Origin of the sequence: Archangium minus (assembly GCF_044360475.1) — a bacterium.
GTDB lineage: Bacteria > Myxococcota > Myxococcia > Myxococcales > Myxococcaceae > Archangium > Archangium minus.
The window spans coordinates 10,719,703-10,733,875 of sequence record NZ_CP043494.1 but is presented as its reverse complement, the minus strand read 5'-3'; the positions used below and the strand labels follow the sequence as shown (position 1 = coordinate 10,733,875).

Genomic DNA, 14,173 nt, shown 5'->3' with positions numbered 1-14,173 from the left:
CAGTACGCCGCCCATCGCCTTCTCCCGAGCAACGCACCGGCTCGGACTCGCCTCAGCCTGGAGCCCGCTGCTCGCGCGCTGAGCTCCGCATTACGTCGGCGCAGGCGCTTCCTCTTGGGTGTCAGGGCCGCGCCTGGAGACGAACAGCAGAAGCAGGAGCAGCAGCACGCCCGCGAGCGTCGCCTGGAGTCCCGAGTGGAAGGCCGGGTCCGTGAACGTGAATTCGATCTGGTGCGCGCCTTCCGGTACCTCGAGGCCCATGAGCGCGCCGTTGACGGCCCGCACGTCCACCTCGTTTCCGTCCACGGTCGCTGTCCAGCCTGGGTAGGTGTTGGTCGCGAAGACGAGGAAGGTTCCCCCCGCTGGAGCCACCACCCGCGCTCGCGCACTCCTGGGCCCGAGCTCCACGTTGCCCACTTCGGCGGGCCCGTAGGTCTTCGTCGTCCCGCCCTCCACGAGGGCCTCCTGCTTCGTGTCGACGTTCCCGGAGGCCATGCGCGCGAGGGCCTCGTTCATGTCGGCCACCGCGGTGGTCCGCGTCACCGTGCGCAGGCGTTGGGGGCACTCGGTCAGCTTCGTCACCGCGAGTCTGAGCGAGGGCTCGGACACGAGGAGTTGTTCGCCCGGCCCAATGGCTCCCGCCACCATGGTGGACGTCAGCAGCAGGCAGCCCGCGTAGAGCTCCGCCACCTTCTGGGGCCGCTGCGCGAACACCTCCATCAAGGCCTTCCAGCGCTGCAGCTCCACCGCGCCGTAGCTGCTGACCTCCTCGAGCCCGAAGACACCGGAGAGGTTGCTCTTGAGCGTTCCCGCCTCCCACTCGCGCAGATTGACGAGCCCCTCGGGACTGCGACTCGGAGGCGCCGAGCTCTTGAGCTGCTTGTCCATGCGGAACAACCGCGTCGGGGGTGAGCCCGCCAGCTCCTTCAGCCGTGCCGCGAGCGCGGGCTCGTCGTAGAGGGACGCGGGCCCGAGCCACACCGTCTTGCGCGCCGTCCAAAGCAGGTCCACTGCCACCAGCGCGAGCACTCCCAGGGCCACGGTACGGCTCCCGGGCTTCTTGAGCGCCAGCGCCACGAGCACCCCCATCGTGGCCATGAAGAACAGCGAGGTCCCCACTGAGCTCGCCGCGTTCTCCAGGGGTCCAATTGCCGCCTGGGGGTTGGGCGCCTGCAGGAGGGAGGCGAAGAGCCCCTGGGCCGATTCCTGCGCGATCCCGGCGAACAGCAGGGCGCCCACCATGAAGGCGGCAGCCACGGCGATGGGAATCAACCGCTTCTTCGAGGGACCGTTGACCAGGGCCCTCGCTCCGGACGCGGCCAGCACCGCGCACCCGAGCACGATCAAAATGACGTACTTCTCCGGGTACCGGAAGAACCGGAACGGCGGGTGCTCGAGCAGGAAGGACACCGGAGAGCGTTCGCCCAGAGACAGCAGCAGTCCCAGTGCGCACAAAGAGAGCGCGAAGCCCGTGAGCCGGTCCCGCTTCGCTCCCAGCACCGCGAGCACGAGCACCGTGACGCCCAAGTAGACGCTCACGGCGAAGGGAATCGAGCCCGGTCCCTTCACCATGAACCAGGCCCAGAACTGCGGCACGCCCAGGTACTCGCCGAAGGGGTAGGGGAAGGCGAACTCGAGCATCCGCAACGGGTGCAGGTTCCAGTTCGCCAGGTAGCTGACGGTGGACCCACCGCGCGTCGACTCCGCCAACAACGCCAGGGTGGGGAACACCTGCACGCCGGCAATCAGCAGCCCGAGCGCACCGGCCCCTGCGAGCGCCACCAGTTGGTTCTTCCGTTCTGGAAACCACGCCACGTACACCGCGGCCACGAGCGCCGAGTAGAGCGCGGACTGGGGATCTCCCGAGACGATCTGCGTGGCAATGAGAATGGAGAGCACCGCCAGCTTGCGCATGGGGAGGAGCTGGGACTGGAGCCCGACGAGCAGCCACGGCGTCCAGGTCAAGCCCGAGGCGAGCGGTCCGAAGTTGCTCAGCCCGGCCATGTAGCCGGTGAGCCCGAAGGCGAGCGTGCCCGTGAGGGCAGGGAGCTCCTCGAGTCCCTTGCGCCGCAAGAACACGAACAGCCCAAGCTGGCCCACGAAGTGGTGCAGCACGAGCAGCAGCGCGTAGGCCGTGGGGAAGGAGAAGACGCCGAAGAGCAGGTTCGGCGGGTAGAGCACTCCAGCGTGGATGTCCGCGAGGAAGGGGAGCCCTCCCTGGTGGAACGGGTTCCACTGCGGCAGGCCCCCGAGCGCAAAGCGCGCGGCCTGCGTGGGCCAGTAGTAGTGCAGCACGTCGCGGTAGAAGAACGCGCGACCGGGCAGCAGTCCCCCACCCAAGAGGGCAAGGGACGCGAGCAGCAGCAGGCCAGGCGCGACGAAGCGGGCCAGTGGCCGGGGAGCGGGGGAGGCCATGAGCGCTCCGGGTATACCACCAAGCAAAGGGGACCCGTCCGCCCCGTGCGGTCTCCGCGAGCGCGTGGACCTGGGTCTACCGTGGCGTTCCGGGCAATATCTCCCGGAGGCACTGCGAGATGTCGCCGCGCCAGGTCCACTGCTGGGGATAGCCGAGCGACACCTCCTCGAAGCGCACCCCGTCGCGCCACAGCGTGGCCGGCATGTGCAGGTGGCCGGAGACCACCACTTCGGCTCGGAAGCGCAGGTGCCAGTCCTCCGTCTTCTTCGTGCCGCACCAGATGGAGAAGCGGGGGATGCGCGGCAGGCGCACGTGCTCGTAGCGCAGCGGGAAGTGGTTGATGAGGATGGTGGAGCAGTCCGGCGGCAGGGCCTCCAGGCGAGCGAGTGCCTGCTCGACGCGCGCCGCGCACCAGGCGGACCGGGTGGGGTAGGGGTCCGGGTGGAGCACGGCCTCATCGGTGCACAGCACGTGCGTCTCTAGTGCCCACTCGATGGCCTTCTCCGCGGGGACGTGGTCCGGACGGAAGGAGTAGTCGTAGAGCAGGAAGAGCGGCACCAGCACGCGGTGGGGGCCCTCGCCCGGCCAGCGCGGGTAGGGGTCTTCTGGTGTGAGCACGCCGTACGAGCGGCACTGGGCCACAAGCTGCTGGTAGCGGGCCTCGCCTCGGAGCGCGGGCTGCTCGCGCGTCAGCGTCCACAGCTCATGGTTGCCCGGTACCCAGAGGACCTGGCGGAAGCGCTTCGTCAGCGTGCGCCACGCGAAGTCCATGTGCTCCAGCGTCTCGCCCACGTCCCCGGCCACGATGAGCCAGTCGTCTGGGTGGGGAGCGAGCGACTCGAGCGCCTGCCGGTTGTGCTCGTAGCGGAGGTGGAGATCACTGAGGGCGTAGAGCTTCATGGTGGGGGGACGTTGACCGTCCACATTACTGGACTCCCGACCCGCGTCGTCGTTTCTCGTGGGCCCTCCTGCTTTTCCTTCGCGCGTCATCAGGGCACCATGGCGCCTCCGCTCCGGCCTTCCGAATGACGAACGAGTCCACCCAGACACGTCATGCCCGGAAGCCTGCTCCCCAGGCTCCGCAGTCCCCGGCGCCCACCGCCGAGCCCGCCGATCTCATCGTGCGCTCGGTGTTGCCGGAGGATCTGCTGTCGGCATTGGAGAGTGAGCGCTCTCTGTATCGGTGGGTGATGCTCAAGGGCGCCGAGGATGTGCGGCTGGAGGACGAGTCGATGCTCGGCCTTACTCCGCAGCCCGCGGCGGACCCGAGCTGGGGCGGAGGGCAGCTCATCGGCTTCCTCCCGGACGAGCGCCGCTTCGTGGGGGAGATCGTGCATGTGGATGCCACCCAGGGGCGGGTCTTCCTCTCCACGCGCTCGCTGAGCCACATCCCGCCCGAGGTGGTCTCCGCGGAGCGGTGGGCCTTCCAGCCCTATGACTTCTCCGAGGCGCTCCTCTCGGCCTCGCGGGCCTACGACTCGCGTGGGCCCCGGGTCCGTGAGGCACTGGAGCGGGTCCGAGGCCTCATCCCCGACGATGGCGCGGGCCCCTCGCCCGGCCCCGAGGACCTCTGGGAGAAGCCCTGGGCGCTCCTGTGGGGGCCTCCGGGTACGGGCAAGACGGAGACGGTGGCGCGGCTGCTCGCGCAGGCCATTCAGCGCAACCCCAAGGAGCGCATCCTCGCGGTGGCGCCCACCAACCGCGCCGCCGACACGCTCGCGCTGCGCGTGGCCCGCATGCTGTCCAAGGCAGGGGCCCTCCACGCGCCGGACACCACGTGCCGCATCTTCCGCGGGGGCATCGGCGTGGGCCCGGAGCTGACGAACGCCTTTCCCGCCGTCCTCCAGGACGCGCGCTACCAGAAGCAGGCGGCGCGCGTCGAATACATGGAGGAGCGCGTGCGCCGCGAGTTCCTCGAGGGAGCACCGCCCTCGCGGCTGGCCACCGTGAAGGCGGAGCTGCGCAAGGTGCGCGACGGCCTCACGGACGAGACGCTCTTCGTCGCCCGGGAGGGGCACGCCACCCTCATGGTGCTCACCGTGCACCGGGCGCTGCGGCTCGTGTCCGAGCTGGAGGGCGCCGAGCGCTTCGATCGGCTGGTGGTGGACGAGGCGGGCATGGTGTCGCGCGCCGCCGTGGGGCTGTTGGCGCCGCTGGCGCGCAAGGTGTTGCTGGGAGGAGACCCGAAGCAGATCGGCCCCGTCAGCCGGGCACTGGAGGGTGCGGAGCGGCCGGTGCAGACGTGGATGCGCAGCTCGCCGCTCACGCACCTGGAGGACGCGAAGGCCGCGGTGGAGTCCTCGCACGTGCTGCTGCTGCGCACGCAGCACCGCATGCACCCTCAAATCGGCTCCGTGGTGAGCCGCTTCAGCTACGCGGGGTTGTTGGAGGACGGCGAGGGCCCGCGCACCCGGCAGCCGAAGACGGTGGACGTGTACCCGGCCGCGCGTGCCTGCTGGGTGGTGCTGGACGAGGCGACTCGGGACGCGCGCCGCGTCTGCCACGAGCGGGGCGACTCGGGCCATGGCTACCGGCGGCCCTTCTCCGCGGAGATGGTGATGGCGCTCGCCGCGCCGGCGTTGAAGGCGGGTCTCAAGGTGCTGGCGGTGACGCCGTACCGGGCCCAGGCGGCGTTGCTGCGCACGATGGCCCTGGAGAAGGGGTGGAGCGAGTCGCGCTTCCAGGCCTCCACCATCCACCGGCAGCAGGGCACCGAGTACGACGTCGTCGTGGTGGACACCGTGGCCGCCGGGCGCCCCTTCGCCCCGAGCGAGCTCACCCCCATGCTCAACGTGGCCGCCAGCCGCGCTCGTGAGTACCTCTTCGTCCTGTCCTCGCGCGCCGAGTCCGAGGCCGCCATTCCCGCGCAGCTGCTGGAGCTGCTGACGCCCGTTGCGCCGAGCCTGGAGCCTCGCTTCTCGCTGCAGCCCCTGCTGGTGATGCCGGGCGTGCGCGCGCGGGTGGCGCGGCGGCCCGAGGCCCTGGGGCAGGAGATCGACTCGCTGCGGAGCATGGGGCCGCTCTTCACCCAGGAGCAGGTGGCGCTCTTTGATCGGCGCTTCGACGAGGGGCACCACCTGGTGCGCGGCGTGGCTGGCAGCGGGAAGACGTACGTGCTGGCGCACTGGGTGGCGCGCTACCTCGCCGAGCACCCGGACGCTCGGGTGTTGGTGTCCTTCTTCAACAAGGCGCTGACACCGCTGCTGTCGCGCCTGCTGGTGGCGGCCCTGCGGCAGCGGCTCGGCAAACGCGCGCCGCTGATGACACAGCGGGTGACGCTCATGCACATGACGGGCACGGGCTCCTTCGCCCCGGAGAGCTTCGATGCCGTCTTCGTGGACGAGGCGCAGGACCTGAGCGCCACGGAGCTCGCGCACCTGTACGCGCTGGCCCGTCCGCTCCCGCGCGGCGAGGGTCCTCCGCTCAAGGCGTTCCTGCTCTTCGCGGATGACTCGCAGAACGTGTACGGGCACAGCGCGGTGGAGGCCCTGCGCAAGGAGCTGCCGGACGGGCTCGACTTCACCGGCCGGGTGCGTGTGCTGCGCGAGGCCTTCCGCTCCACGCGCCAGGTGTCCGAGCTGGCCTTCAACGTGGTGTTGGATCCCCTCGGGCGGCACGGGGTGCCCAACCCGGGCATGCGCGAGTTCATGCGGGCGCACGAGCTGCGAGAGCAGGGCCTGTTGGAAGCACCGGTGGCGGGGGTGGACGGGCTGTACCGGCTGCAGTGCACCGAGCGCGAGGGCGTGGTGCCGGTGGTACGGGCCTTCGACTCGCCCCAGGCGGAGGAGGCGTGGCTGGTGCGCGAGGTGAAGCGGCTGATGCGGGAGGAAGGGGTGCTTCCCTCGGACGTGCTGGTGGTGGCGCCGGTACGGCCGGCTCGGCTGTCGGAGGCGCTGGAGCGCGAGGGCCTCCAGGCGGTGGCCTTCGGGGGACGGAGTGGGCAGGACGTGTCGGGCTTCAGCGTGGGGAAGGTGGACTACATCCGGGTGACAACGGCCTTCTCGTGCAAGGGGCACGAGAGCCCGGTGGTGTTCCTCTGTGGCGTGGACGCGCTGGACGACATGGCGTGGATGGAGGGACGACCGGGGCGCACGGAGCGCGAGCTGGAGCGGACTCGCCGCGCGCTCTTCTACGTGGGGGCCACGCGGGCCATGGTGCGCCAGTACGTGAGCGGGCTCGCGGGGGCGCGCTTCACGCGGGTGGCCGCCGAATACGCGCGGGCGCTCACGCGGGGCGTACGCTGAGTCCGCCCGGAGGGCCGGAATCCGCCCTCCCAGGTGGAGGTCTGCTCCTGCTCACTTAGGACCTGCCAGGTCCTGCCCGCGGAACACCCTCCGCGGTTCCAAGCCGACCTGCGAGGTCGGGCCACCGCTGCGCGTCCGCACCCGCAATGTCCACATTGACCCGCGGTGCGTGGGCAGGTGAAATGGGAAACATGAGCAACCAGGACACCGAGGACACGCAGAAGTACAAGGTCGTGGTCAACCACGAGGAGCAGTACTCCATCTGGCCGGCGGACCGCGAGAATGCCCTGGGCTGGAAGGACGCCGGCAAGGAAGGCACCAAGGCCGAGTGCCTCGACTACATCAAGGAGGTCTGGACGGACATGCGTCCGCTCAGCCTTCGCAAGAAGATGGAGGAGGCGGCGAAGAAGGGCTCGTGAGAGCCCGGGCCGGGCTCACTTCGGCGGAGGGAGCGTGCCCGACATCAGGAAGGCGCGCAGCCGCTCGGGCGGGCAGGGCTTGAGCAGCACGGTGACATCTGGCGGAATGATGTCCCTGGCCGGCAGCTGCGTGGTGTGCAGGCCACAGAGCAGTCCCGGGGTGCGGGCCCGCAGGGCCGCCAGCAGCGACAGCCCGTCCATACCCGGAAGGATGTACGCGGCGACGACGACCGAGGGCGGTTCCGCTTCCGCCATCAGCAGGGCCTCTTCTCCGCTCGTCGCCATGCGCTTGGTTCCGGGCAGATCCCTCAACAGCCTCCTCAGCGCGGAGAGTTGCAGCGGATCCTCGTCGACGAAGAGGTAGGAGGGCTTGGTGTCCGCGCTCATCCGGGACCTCCAGGACTCCGCATGTAACGTGACGGGTCCTCGGACGGACATACTACCCCAGTCGTCCTGGGAAACCAACCTCCCGAGTCATATTGCCACCGGTGAACCACTCGGGTCCCGGGACAATGGCAAAAAAGCTCGCAACGAGGCTGGGAGAGTGCGCGCGCGCAGCCCGGCAGCGCCTCAACCTCACACAGGAAGACGTGGCGGAGCGGATCGGCATCGCCACGGAGGTATACGGGCGCCTGGAGCGAGGCAACATGCTTCCGAGCGTCCCTACCTTCCGCAAGCTGTGTGCCGTGCTCGCCCTGTCCGCGGACGAGGCCCTGGGCCTGTCCTCCGAGAGTCCCGCGCCGTGGACGCCTCCGCCCCCACCGCCTGAGGCCAGTGAGCCCGCGGAGCTGCGCCGTCTGCTGCGGCGGGCTCGCCAGTTGGATCGCAATTCGCTCCGGGTGCTGAGCCTCGTGGCCGCGCACCTGGGACAGAAGAACGGGTAGGGAGGGTGTCTGTCTCACGGTGAGAGCCTCGCGCGCAGCCTCTTCGCCGATGGGAATCCATGGAAGAGCACCACCTGTGGGTGTGCCTCCAACCGCGCGCGCTCCTGGGTGTCCTTCGCGAGCGCCCGATCCACTCCCAGCAGCAGTCCCGCATCTGGACGCGAGCGCAGCTCCTCCAGTCGCCGCGTCAGCGGGCCCGCATGCCACGCATGGAACAGCTCCAGGGCGACCTCCCTTCCCGTCTTTTTGTGACGGAAGGTCAGGTCCGGTACGCACAACCCGGAGGCGCCTGTGTGGCGCGGCAGAGGTAGCAGGTCCAGCTCCCAGTCCGCGTCGTCGAAGCCCTCGGCCAGCGTGGCCACCTCGGGGGGGATGTGCCCCAGCGCGCTTGTGTGGGGTGACACCAGGGGATCCTTCTCGTCCAGTACCAGCGTCACTCGGCGCCGGGGGCTCTCGATGGCGGCCGTGAGCTGCCACCGCTCCAGCACCGGCACTACCGACAGGAAGCTCGCCAGCTGCAGGCCGTACTTCTTCTGCAGCGCCAGCATGGCTCCCGGGCCCTCCACCTCCAGCACCCAGTCCTCGCCGTCACGCCGCACCTCGGCCACCAGGCGGCAGAACTTCAACCAGCGCAGCACCTTGCGCACCCGCAGCAGCTCCGGCGCCCGTGCCCGCAGCGTCAGCCGCCGTGCGTCGAATAAGGGCCCCTGGGCCAGCGCCAGGTTGTAGCGATCCAGCAGCTCCGAGGCGGACAGGGCCTCCCAGCCCAGCAGCCGTCGGTGACCTGGAAGGTCGGCATACAGGGCCTCGCGCAGCTCGGGCAGCGGGCGGGGGAAGGCCTCCGCCAAGCGGGCCTCGTAGGTCTCCACGGTGGCGTTTGGGGGCAGGGCACGCAGCACCCGAGCCGCTTCTCGGAAGGCTGTTGCACGGGCCTCGGAGATGCCCTCCGCGGGCTCCTCGAAGAGCATCCGGTCCACCAGCAGCTTCACCAGCCCCCGCGCCACCTTGGGCCGAGCGTGCGCGCCGGCGCGCAGCCCCAGCGTCTCCTCCACCTCGTCCCGCGTGCGCTCGCGCCCCGCCTCCACCTCGGCGATGAGCTCGCTCGCGAGGGCCAACAGCCCCGCGTCTTCCCGCTTCACGAAGGAGGGGCGCAGCTTCCCGTCGCGCACGCGGAAGAGGAGCAGCTCGCGCGTCAGCATGCCTCGCCCCCCTCTTCCTGGTAGGCCCGGTGCTGGCGCCTCCGCTCGCTGATGGACGCCTCGGCCGTCTGGGCCGAGCACACCTCGTACAGGAGGGCGCGCTTGCCCGGGCGCTGGCGCAGGATTCGTCCCAGCCGCTGCACGTGCTCGCGCACGCTGCCACTGCCGCTGAGCACCACGCCCACCCGCGCTTCCGGCACGTCCACGCCCTCGTTGAGCACGCGCGAGGTGAGCAGCACCGGCAGCTCTCCGCTGGCGAAGGCGGCGAGCAGGGCCTTGCGCTCGGGCACGGGGGTGTGGTGCGTCAGCGCCGGCAGCAGCAGCCGCCGCGCCAGCGTGTACACCGTCTCGTTGTCGTCGGTGAAGACAATGACCCGGTCCTCCCGGTGCTCCAGGAGGATGCGCCAGAGCACGTCCAGCTTCGCGCTCGAGGTGAGGGCGATGCGGCGCTGCTCTCGGTAGCCCCGGTAGGCCGCGCGTCCCTCGTCCGTGCGCTGGCTCTCCGCGAGGAAGCGCGCCCAGCCCTCCGGCACGTCGAAGCGGATGCCCCGCTGGCGGATGAAGCTCAGGTAGCGCGCCCGCGCCTCGTCGTGCCGCGCCTGCTCCTCGGGGGTGAGTGGCACCTCGATGTGGCGCACCTCGTACGGGGCCAGGTAGCGCCCCTGCAGCTCGCGGATGTCCGTGCGGTGCACCAGCGGCCCCAGCAGCTCCTCACAGACGCGCTCGCCCCCGTCCGTGCGCTCCAGCGTAGCGGTGAGGCCCAGCCGGTACGGCGCCAGCGAGCCCTCGGCGATGAAGCGGTAGCTGGGCGCTGGCAGGTGGTGGCACTCGTCGCAGATGAGGAAGCCGAAGCGGTTGCCGTGAAACTCCGTCTGCATCGCCGCCGAGTCGTACGTCGTCACCGTCAGCGGTTGCCGGTCACTCACCCCACCCCCCAGCATCCCCACCGGCATGCCGAGGTGCCGCGACAGCACCCCCTGCCACTGCGTCATCAAGTCCAACGTGGGGACAACCACGAGGGTCGGCCGCTTCACTCGGGCGATGGCCAGCACCGCCAGCAGCGTCTTGCCCGCGCCCGTGGGGAGCTCCACCAGGCCCTGTCCGCCCGCGCGGTTCCACGCCTCCAGCGCGGCCTTCTGGTGGGGGAAGGGCTCGATAGGGGTGGCCAGCTCCACCTCCAGCGGCTCGAAGCGCTTCGCCCGGTCCTCGTAGGCGAGGCCCAGCTCGCGCAACCGCAGCACCACCTGCCGGTAGTGCCGGGCCGCGGCGCGGTACACCCCGGTGCGCGTGTCCCGCTGGAAGAGGGCGCGCAGAGCTCCATCTTCGGGTAGCGAGGGCGCTACCAGGGTTCCGCAGTCGAAGTGGAGCTCAGTCACCATCGGTCAGGAGGGGGTTCAGAGGGATTCTGCGTATCTTCGCACGAACACCTGGGCATGACTTTCGAGGTCATCTTCCGTCCGTCCGCCAGGGTGCCCAGGGAGGTTTCCTGCGGGGGGTGCTTTCTTTACGGGGCGGAGCGGAGATTGTCGCTCAAAAGTCGACATTCGGGTACCTACCCGTCTCGACCTGAAGCTCACGGACCCGGGGGAGGGCTCAACCGCTGGCTTGCCAGGTGGGCACTCCGAGCGGTCTCCGTCCCTGGTATTTCCCTCTACGGACCCTCCTCCGGATGGGGTGGGGGCCTCCTCTTCGCGTCCCGAAGCGTCTACCCTTCCTCATCCTCTTATGCGCCGCATCGTCATCCTCAGCCCGCATCGTCCCTCCCGAGAGCTGATCTCGCGTCTCCTGGCGGAGCCGGACCTGTCCGTCATCGCCATGGCGGATGCGGACGAGGCGCTTGATTCCATCGCCGAGGATGAGCCGGCCCTGGTCGTGGTGGACGCGCGCCGGCCGGATGAGGACCACCCGTTGTTGCTGGGGTTGCTGAAGCGGCGTCACCCGCGCCAGCCGCTGATCACCCTGGTCCCTGGGCGCCTGCGCGTCTTCGATGGCAGCGAGGAGCGTGTGCGCGACGTGCGCGACGGCTCGGCCGAGGGGCTCCACCTGCTCCTCAGCGAGCTGCAGCGGGCCACGCGGGACCTGCTTGCCCAGCACCTGTTGCGCGTGCTTCGTCCTCCAACGGGCGAGGCCTGAGCTTCGTCGGGCCTGGTTGCTTGCCCTGCCACTCGGCGGGTTGAGGCCAGGCAGGGGCGGGGTTGTCGCGCGAGTAGGGAAGGTTCTTCCCACCTGCCCGCTGCGCTTTTCCATGTCCCGCGAGAGGGCCGGGAGTTTTTTCCGGGCCCCGGGAGTCGCGGTCCCGCGCCACGGACGGAGAGATTCCTCAACTCCTTGGAATCACGAGGAGCCAGTGCGGGCCGAGGCTTCGGCACGGCACGTGCTGATGCATCAGTGCGCAGGACGGGGCGGTGCTGCTGGACGGGGTTGGTGGGGTTGGGGTGGGCGGTGCCGTGGGGGGCCTCGCGACGGGGCGGCGGTGATGGGGTTGGGGGCGGATGGGCCGCCCGTCGCGAGGAAGGTGGGGGAAGGGCGAGGGGGCGCCCTGTGTGGAGCCCGGCCGGGTCACACCGGTCGGGCTTTCGCATTGCGGGCGGAGAAGAAGGCCAGCACTTGGGCCTCGCCCCAGAAAGACGGAGAGAAGGCGCTGCCCGCGACGAAGCCGACGTGGCCACCTTGCTTGGTGACGACGAGGTGCAGGTGGGGGTTGGCGGACACGTCCCGAGGGTGGGTGGAGTCGGGAATCATCGGGTCGTCCTTGGCGCTCAGCAGCAGGGTGGGGCGGCGGATGGCGTGGAGGCGTGGGCCCGAGGAGGACTCCGCGTAGTAGTGGGCGGCGTCGCGGAAGCCGTGGAGCGGGGCGGTGACGGCGTCGTCGAAGCCGCGGATGGAGCGCGCACGCTCCATGGCGGAGCCGTCGAAGGCGCCGGGGAAGCGGCGGAGCTTCTCGCGCGCCTTGTGCTTGAGGGTGCGCAGGAAGCGCTCGCGGTAGAGGCGCTGGAAGGGGCCGGGCCCATCGAGCGCGTCCGCGCAGGCGCCCAGGTCATAGGGGGCGCTCACGGCCGCGGCGGCGTCCACGGGCGAGACGTCTCCCGTCTCCTCCACCAGCCGCAGCAGCACGTTGGCGCCGAGCGAGAAGCCCACCGCGTAGAGCGGGCCGGTGAGGCGCTCGCGCAGGTGCGTCATCACGGAGAGCGCATCGGCGATGTCCCCCGAGTGGTAGGAGCGGGCGAGCCGGTTGGGTTCGCCGCTACAGGAGCGGAAATTGATGGCGGTGGCACCCCAGCCGAGCTCGGCGGCGCCGCGGAGGATGGCGGTGACGTAGCCCGCGCGCGAGGAGCCCTCCAGTCCATGCAGGGTCACCACGTGAGGGTCGCCCGGGGCACCGTCGAAGGAGTCGAGATCGACGAAGTCCCCGTCGGGCAGCTCCCAGCGCTCGCGCTTCAGGGGCGGCGCGTGCGTGGGGCGCACGAGCGAGGCGTAGATGGTCTGCGCGTGGGGCGAGGCGAGGCCACGCGCGGGGGCGAAGGGCTCGGTGGGTAGGAAGGACACGGGCGGGGGGGATATCACCCGGGGCGGGCCTTGCGCATGGAGGAACAACCGCTCTGGCGGACGGACTCGGCCTCGTCCGACAGTCCGAAGAGGTCGAGGTACTTGCGTACGCGCTCCTCGAGCGTGGGGGCCTCGATGAGGCGGCAGACGGCATCGGCCTGGTAGTCGCGGCAGACTTGCGGGCGCCGGTCGTACACGGAGCAGAGGTTGTCCGCGGTGAGGTGGGGGCAGCGCAAGCCGAGGGGCTTGTCGAGAGCGGCGATGTCTGGCGCCACGCAGCAGGCGCCGCAGCGGGTGCATTCCATGGGCAGCTAGCGTGTGACGTCGCCGGCGAGGACGTTCACGGAACCGAAGTTGTTGACCTGGAGGGGGACGGCCTGGCCCTTCTTCCAGGAGAGGAACTCCGCCTCGCTCCTGGGCTCGAGCTGGTGCTCCTTCTGGCCATCATCCGTGTAGCCGATGTGGACGACGTACTTCTCCTCGCGGCGCAACCGGTCGACAGGGCCTGTGCGGAGCTCGGGCCAGCGAGGGGCACTGTCGCGGCCGGACTCCTCACGGCGCTCCACCTGCGTCCAGGCGTAGGTGTCGTAGGTGCAGCTCAAGTCGTAGACGGGCTCCGTGCGGTAGCGCGTGCGGTTGCGGCAGTCCTCATAGGACTCCTTGCAGTACTTGGGGACGTCGTCGCACTCCTCCTGCATGTAGCCGTTGCCCAGCTTCTTGCGCGTGCACTTCTCCTCGGTGCCGCATTGCACCCGGTGCGTCTTCGTCTCGCACACGCGCTCGGTACCGTCGGCCACCTGGCGGGTGCCGCGCTGGCGGGTGATGCAGTCGCGGATGTTCTCCACGCCGGCCACCTCGCCCTGACCATTCACGGGCATGCGGGGCGAGGTCATGCGCAGCTCGTCGCGCCAGCCTTCACGCCTCACCCGCTGGAAGCTCTCCCGGTGCACGGTGCGTGTCCACGCGGTGGAGGTGACGTGGCCCGTGAGCTCGTGACTGCGCGAGCCCCAATACATGCAGGTGCCGAAGCACGCGAGGAGACTGAGGCCTACGAGGAGCCACTTGCGTCCGGCACCCCGAGGGGCAGGAGGTGGCGGGGGAGGGACGTGGGAGGGCTCAGCGTCCTCGGTGAGGGTGCGCGAGGTGTCGGAGCGCTGGGCTCGGCAGTGGCGGCAGAGGGGCGCGTCTCCGCGGTTGGAGGCGCCGCAGTAGTCACAGAACCAGTCCACCCCCGCGGCGGCAGCGGAGCGGGCCTTCTCATCAGTGACGCCTTCGCGCAGGGCCCTACCGGAGGCGGCATCGACCCCGCCGAAATCGAACTCGGACTCCTGGCCCGTCTCCTCGCGCGGGTTGTTGCAGTGGGGGCAGTTGCGGTGCCTCGCGAGGATGTCCCGGGCATCACAGGAGGTGCAGTTCCAGGTGCCCTCGATGATGCGGGTGCGCTTGGCCATGGGCGCATCCTAGC

The 14,173-nt window shown here is 70.2% G+C and carries 12 protein-coding genes; 4 read left to right on the top strand and 8 right to left on the bottom strand.

Annotation, left to right across the window (positions count from 1 at the left end; translation table 11 throughout):
* Positions 1-90 precede the first annotated feature (90 nt).
* Together F0U60_RS43985 and F0U60_RS43980 are read right to left on the bottom strand one after the other, a co-directional pair.
* Positions 91-2,415 (bottom strand): YfhO family protein, encoded by a 2,325-nt coding sequence (locus F0U60_RS43985; RefSeq protein WP_395809231.1) that lies wholly within the window; start codon positions 2,413-2,415, stop codon positions 91-93.
* Positions 2,416-2,491: 76 nt separating this feature from the next.
* Positions 2,492-3,316, bottom strand: coding sequence for a metallophosphoesterase family protein (locus F0U60_RS43980; protein WP_395809229.1), 825 nt, complete (start codon positions 3,314-3,316; stop codon positions 2,492-2,494).
* 125 nt (positions 3,317-3,441) lie between these two features.
* On the opposite strand from F0U60_RS43980, the gene F0U60_RS43975 reads away from it, so the two are divergent.
* Positions 3,442-6,660, top strand: a complete 3,219-nt coding sequence (locus F0U60_RS43975) for an AAA family ATPase (RefSeq protein ID WP_395809227.1) — start codon at positions 3,442-3,444, stop codon at positions 6,658-6,660.
* A 191-nt stretch (positions 6,661-6,851) separates the two neighbouring features.
* Positions 6,852-7,079 (top strand): MbtH family protein, encoded by a 228-nt coding sequence (locus F0U60_RS43970; protein ID WP_395809225.1) that lies wholly within the window; start codon positions 6,852-6,854, stop codon positions 7,077-7,079.
* A 15-nt stretch (positions 7,080-7,094) separates the two neighbouring features.
* On the opposite strand, the gene F0U60_RS43965 is transcribed toward F0U60_RS43970, so the two are convergent.
* Entirely contained in the window at positions 7,095-7,466 is a 372-nt protein-coding gene (locus F0U60_RS43965) for a two-component system response regulator (protein ID WP_395809223.1), read from the bottom strand.
* A gap of 125 nt (positions 7,467-7,591) precedes the next feature.
* On the opposite strand from F0U60_RS43965, the gene F0U60_RS43960 reads away from it, so the two are divergent.
* Positions 7,592-7,963, top strand: a complete 372-nt coding sequence (locus F0U60_RS43960; RefSeq protein ID WP_203407706.1) for a helix-turn-helix transcriptional regulator — start codon at positions 7,592-7,594, stop codon at positions 7,961-7,963.
* Between the two features lie 14 nt (positions 7,964-7,977).
* Here F0U60_RS43960 and F0U60_RS43955 read toward each other — a convergent pair whose 3' ends face one another.
* Positions 7,978-9,162, bottom strand: coding sequence for a DUF790 family protein (locus F0U60_RS43955; RefSeq protein WP_395809220.1), 1,185 nt, complete (start codon positions 9,160-9,162; stop codon positions 7,978-7,980).
* Positions 9,156-10,541: a DEAD/DEAH box helicase gene (locus tag F0U60_RS43950; RefSeq protein WP_395809218.1), complete on the bottom strand. Its 1,386-nt coding sequence runs from the start codon at positions 10,539-10,541 to the stop codon at positions 9,156-9,158. The genes F0U60_RS43955 and F0U60_RS43950 overlap by 7 nt, the downstream gene beginning before the upstream one ends.
* 346 nt (positions 10,542-10,887) lie before the next feature.
* Here F0U60_RS43950 and F0U60_RS43945 point away from each other — a divergent pair, with 346 nt between their 5' ends.
* Complete coding sequence (locus F0U60_RS43945) at positions 10,888-11,295, top strand: DNA-binding response regulator (RefSeq protein WP_395809216.1); 408 nt, start codon at positions 10,888-10,890, stop codon at positions 11,293-11,295.
* Between the two features lie 426 nt (positions 11,296-11,721).
* On the opposite strand, the gene F0U60_RS43940 is transcribed toward F0U60_RS43945, so the two are convergent.
* The 3 genes from F0U60_RS43940 to F0U60_RS43930 are packed head-to-tail and all read right to left on the bottom strand — an operon-like array spanning position 11,722 to position 14,159.
* Positions 11,722-12,708 (bottom strand): YheT family hydrolase, encoded by a 987-nt coding sequence (locus F0U60_RS43940; protein ID WP_395809214.1) that lies wholly within the window; start codon positions 12,706-12,708, stop codon positions 11,722-11,724.
* 14 nt (positions 12,709-12,722) lie between these two features.
* Positions 12,723-13,013, bottom strand: coding sequence for a YkgJ family cysteine cluster protein (locus F0U60_RS43935; RefSeq protein WP_395809212.1), 291 nt, complete (start codon positions 13,011-13,013; stop codon positions 12,723-12,725).
* 6 nt (positions 13,014-13,019) lie between these two features.
* Positions 13,020-14,159, bottom strand: coding sequence for a hypothetical protein (locus F0U60_RS43930; RefSeq protein ID WP_395809210.1), 1,140 nt, complete (start codon positions 14,157-14,159; stop codon positions 13,020-13,022).
* Positions 14,160-14,173 lie beyond the last annotated feature (14 nt).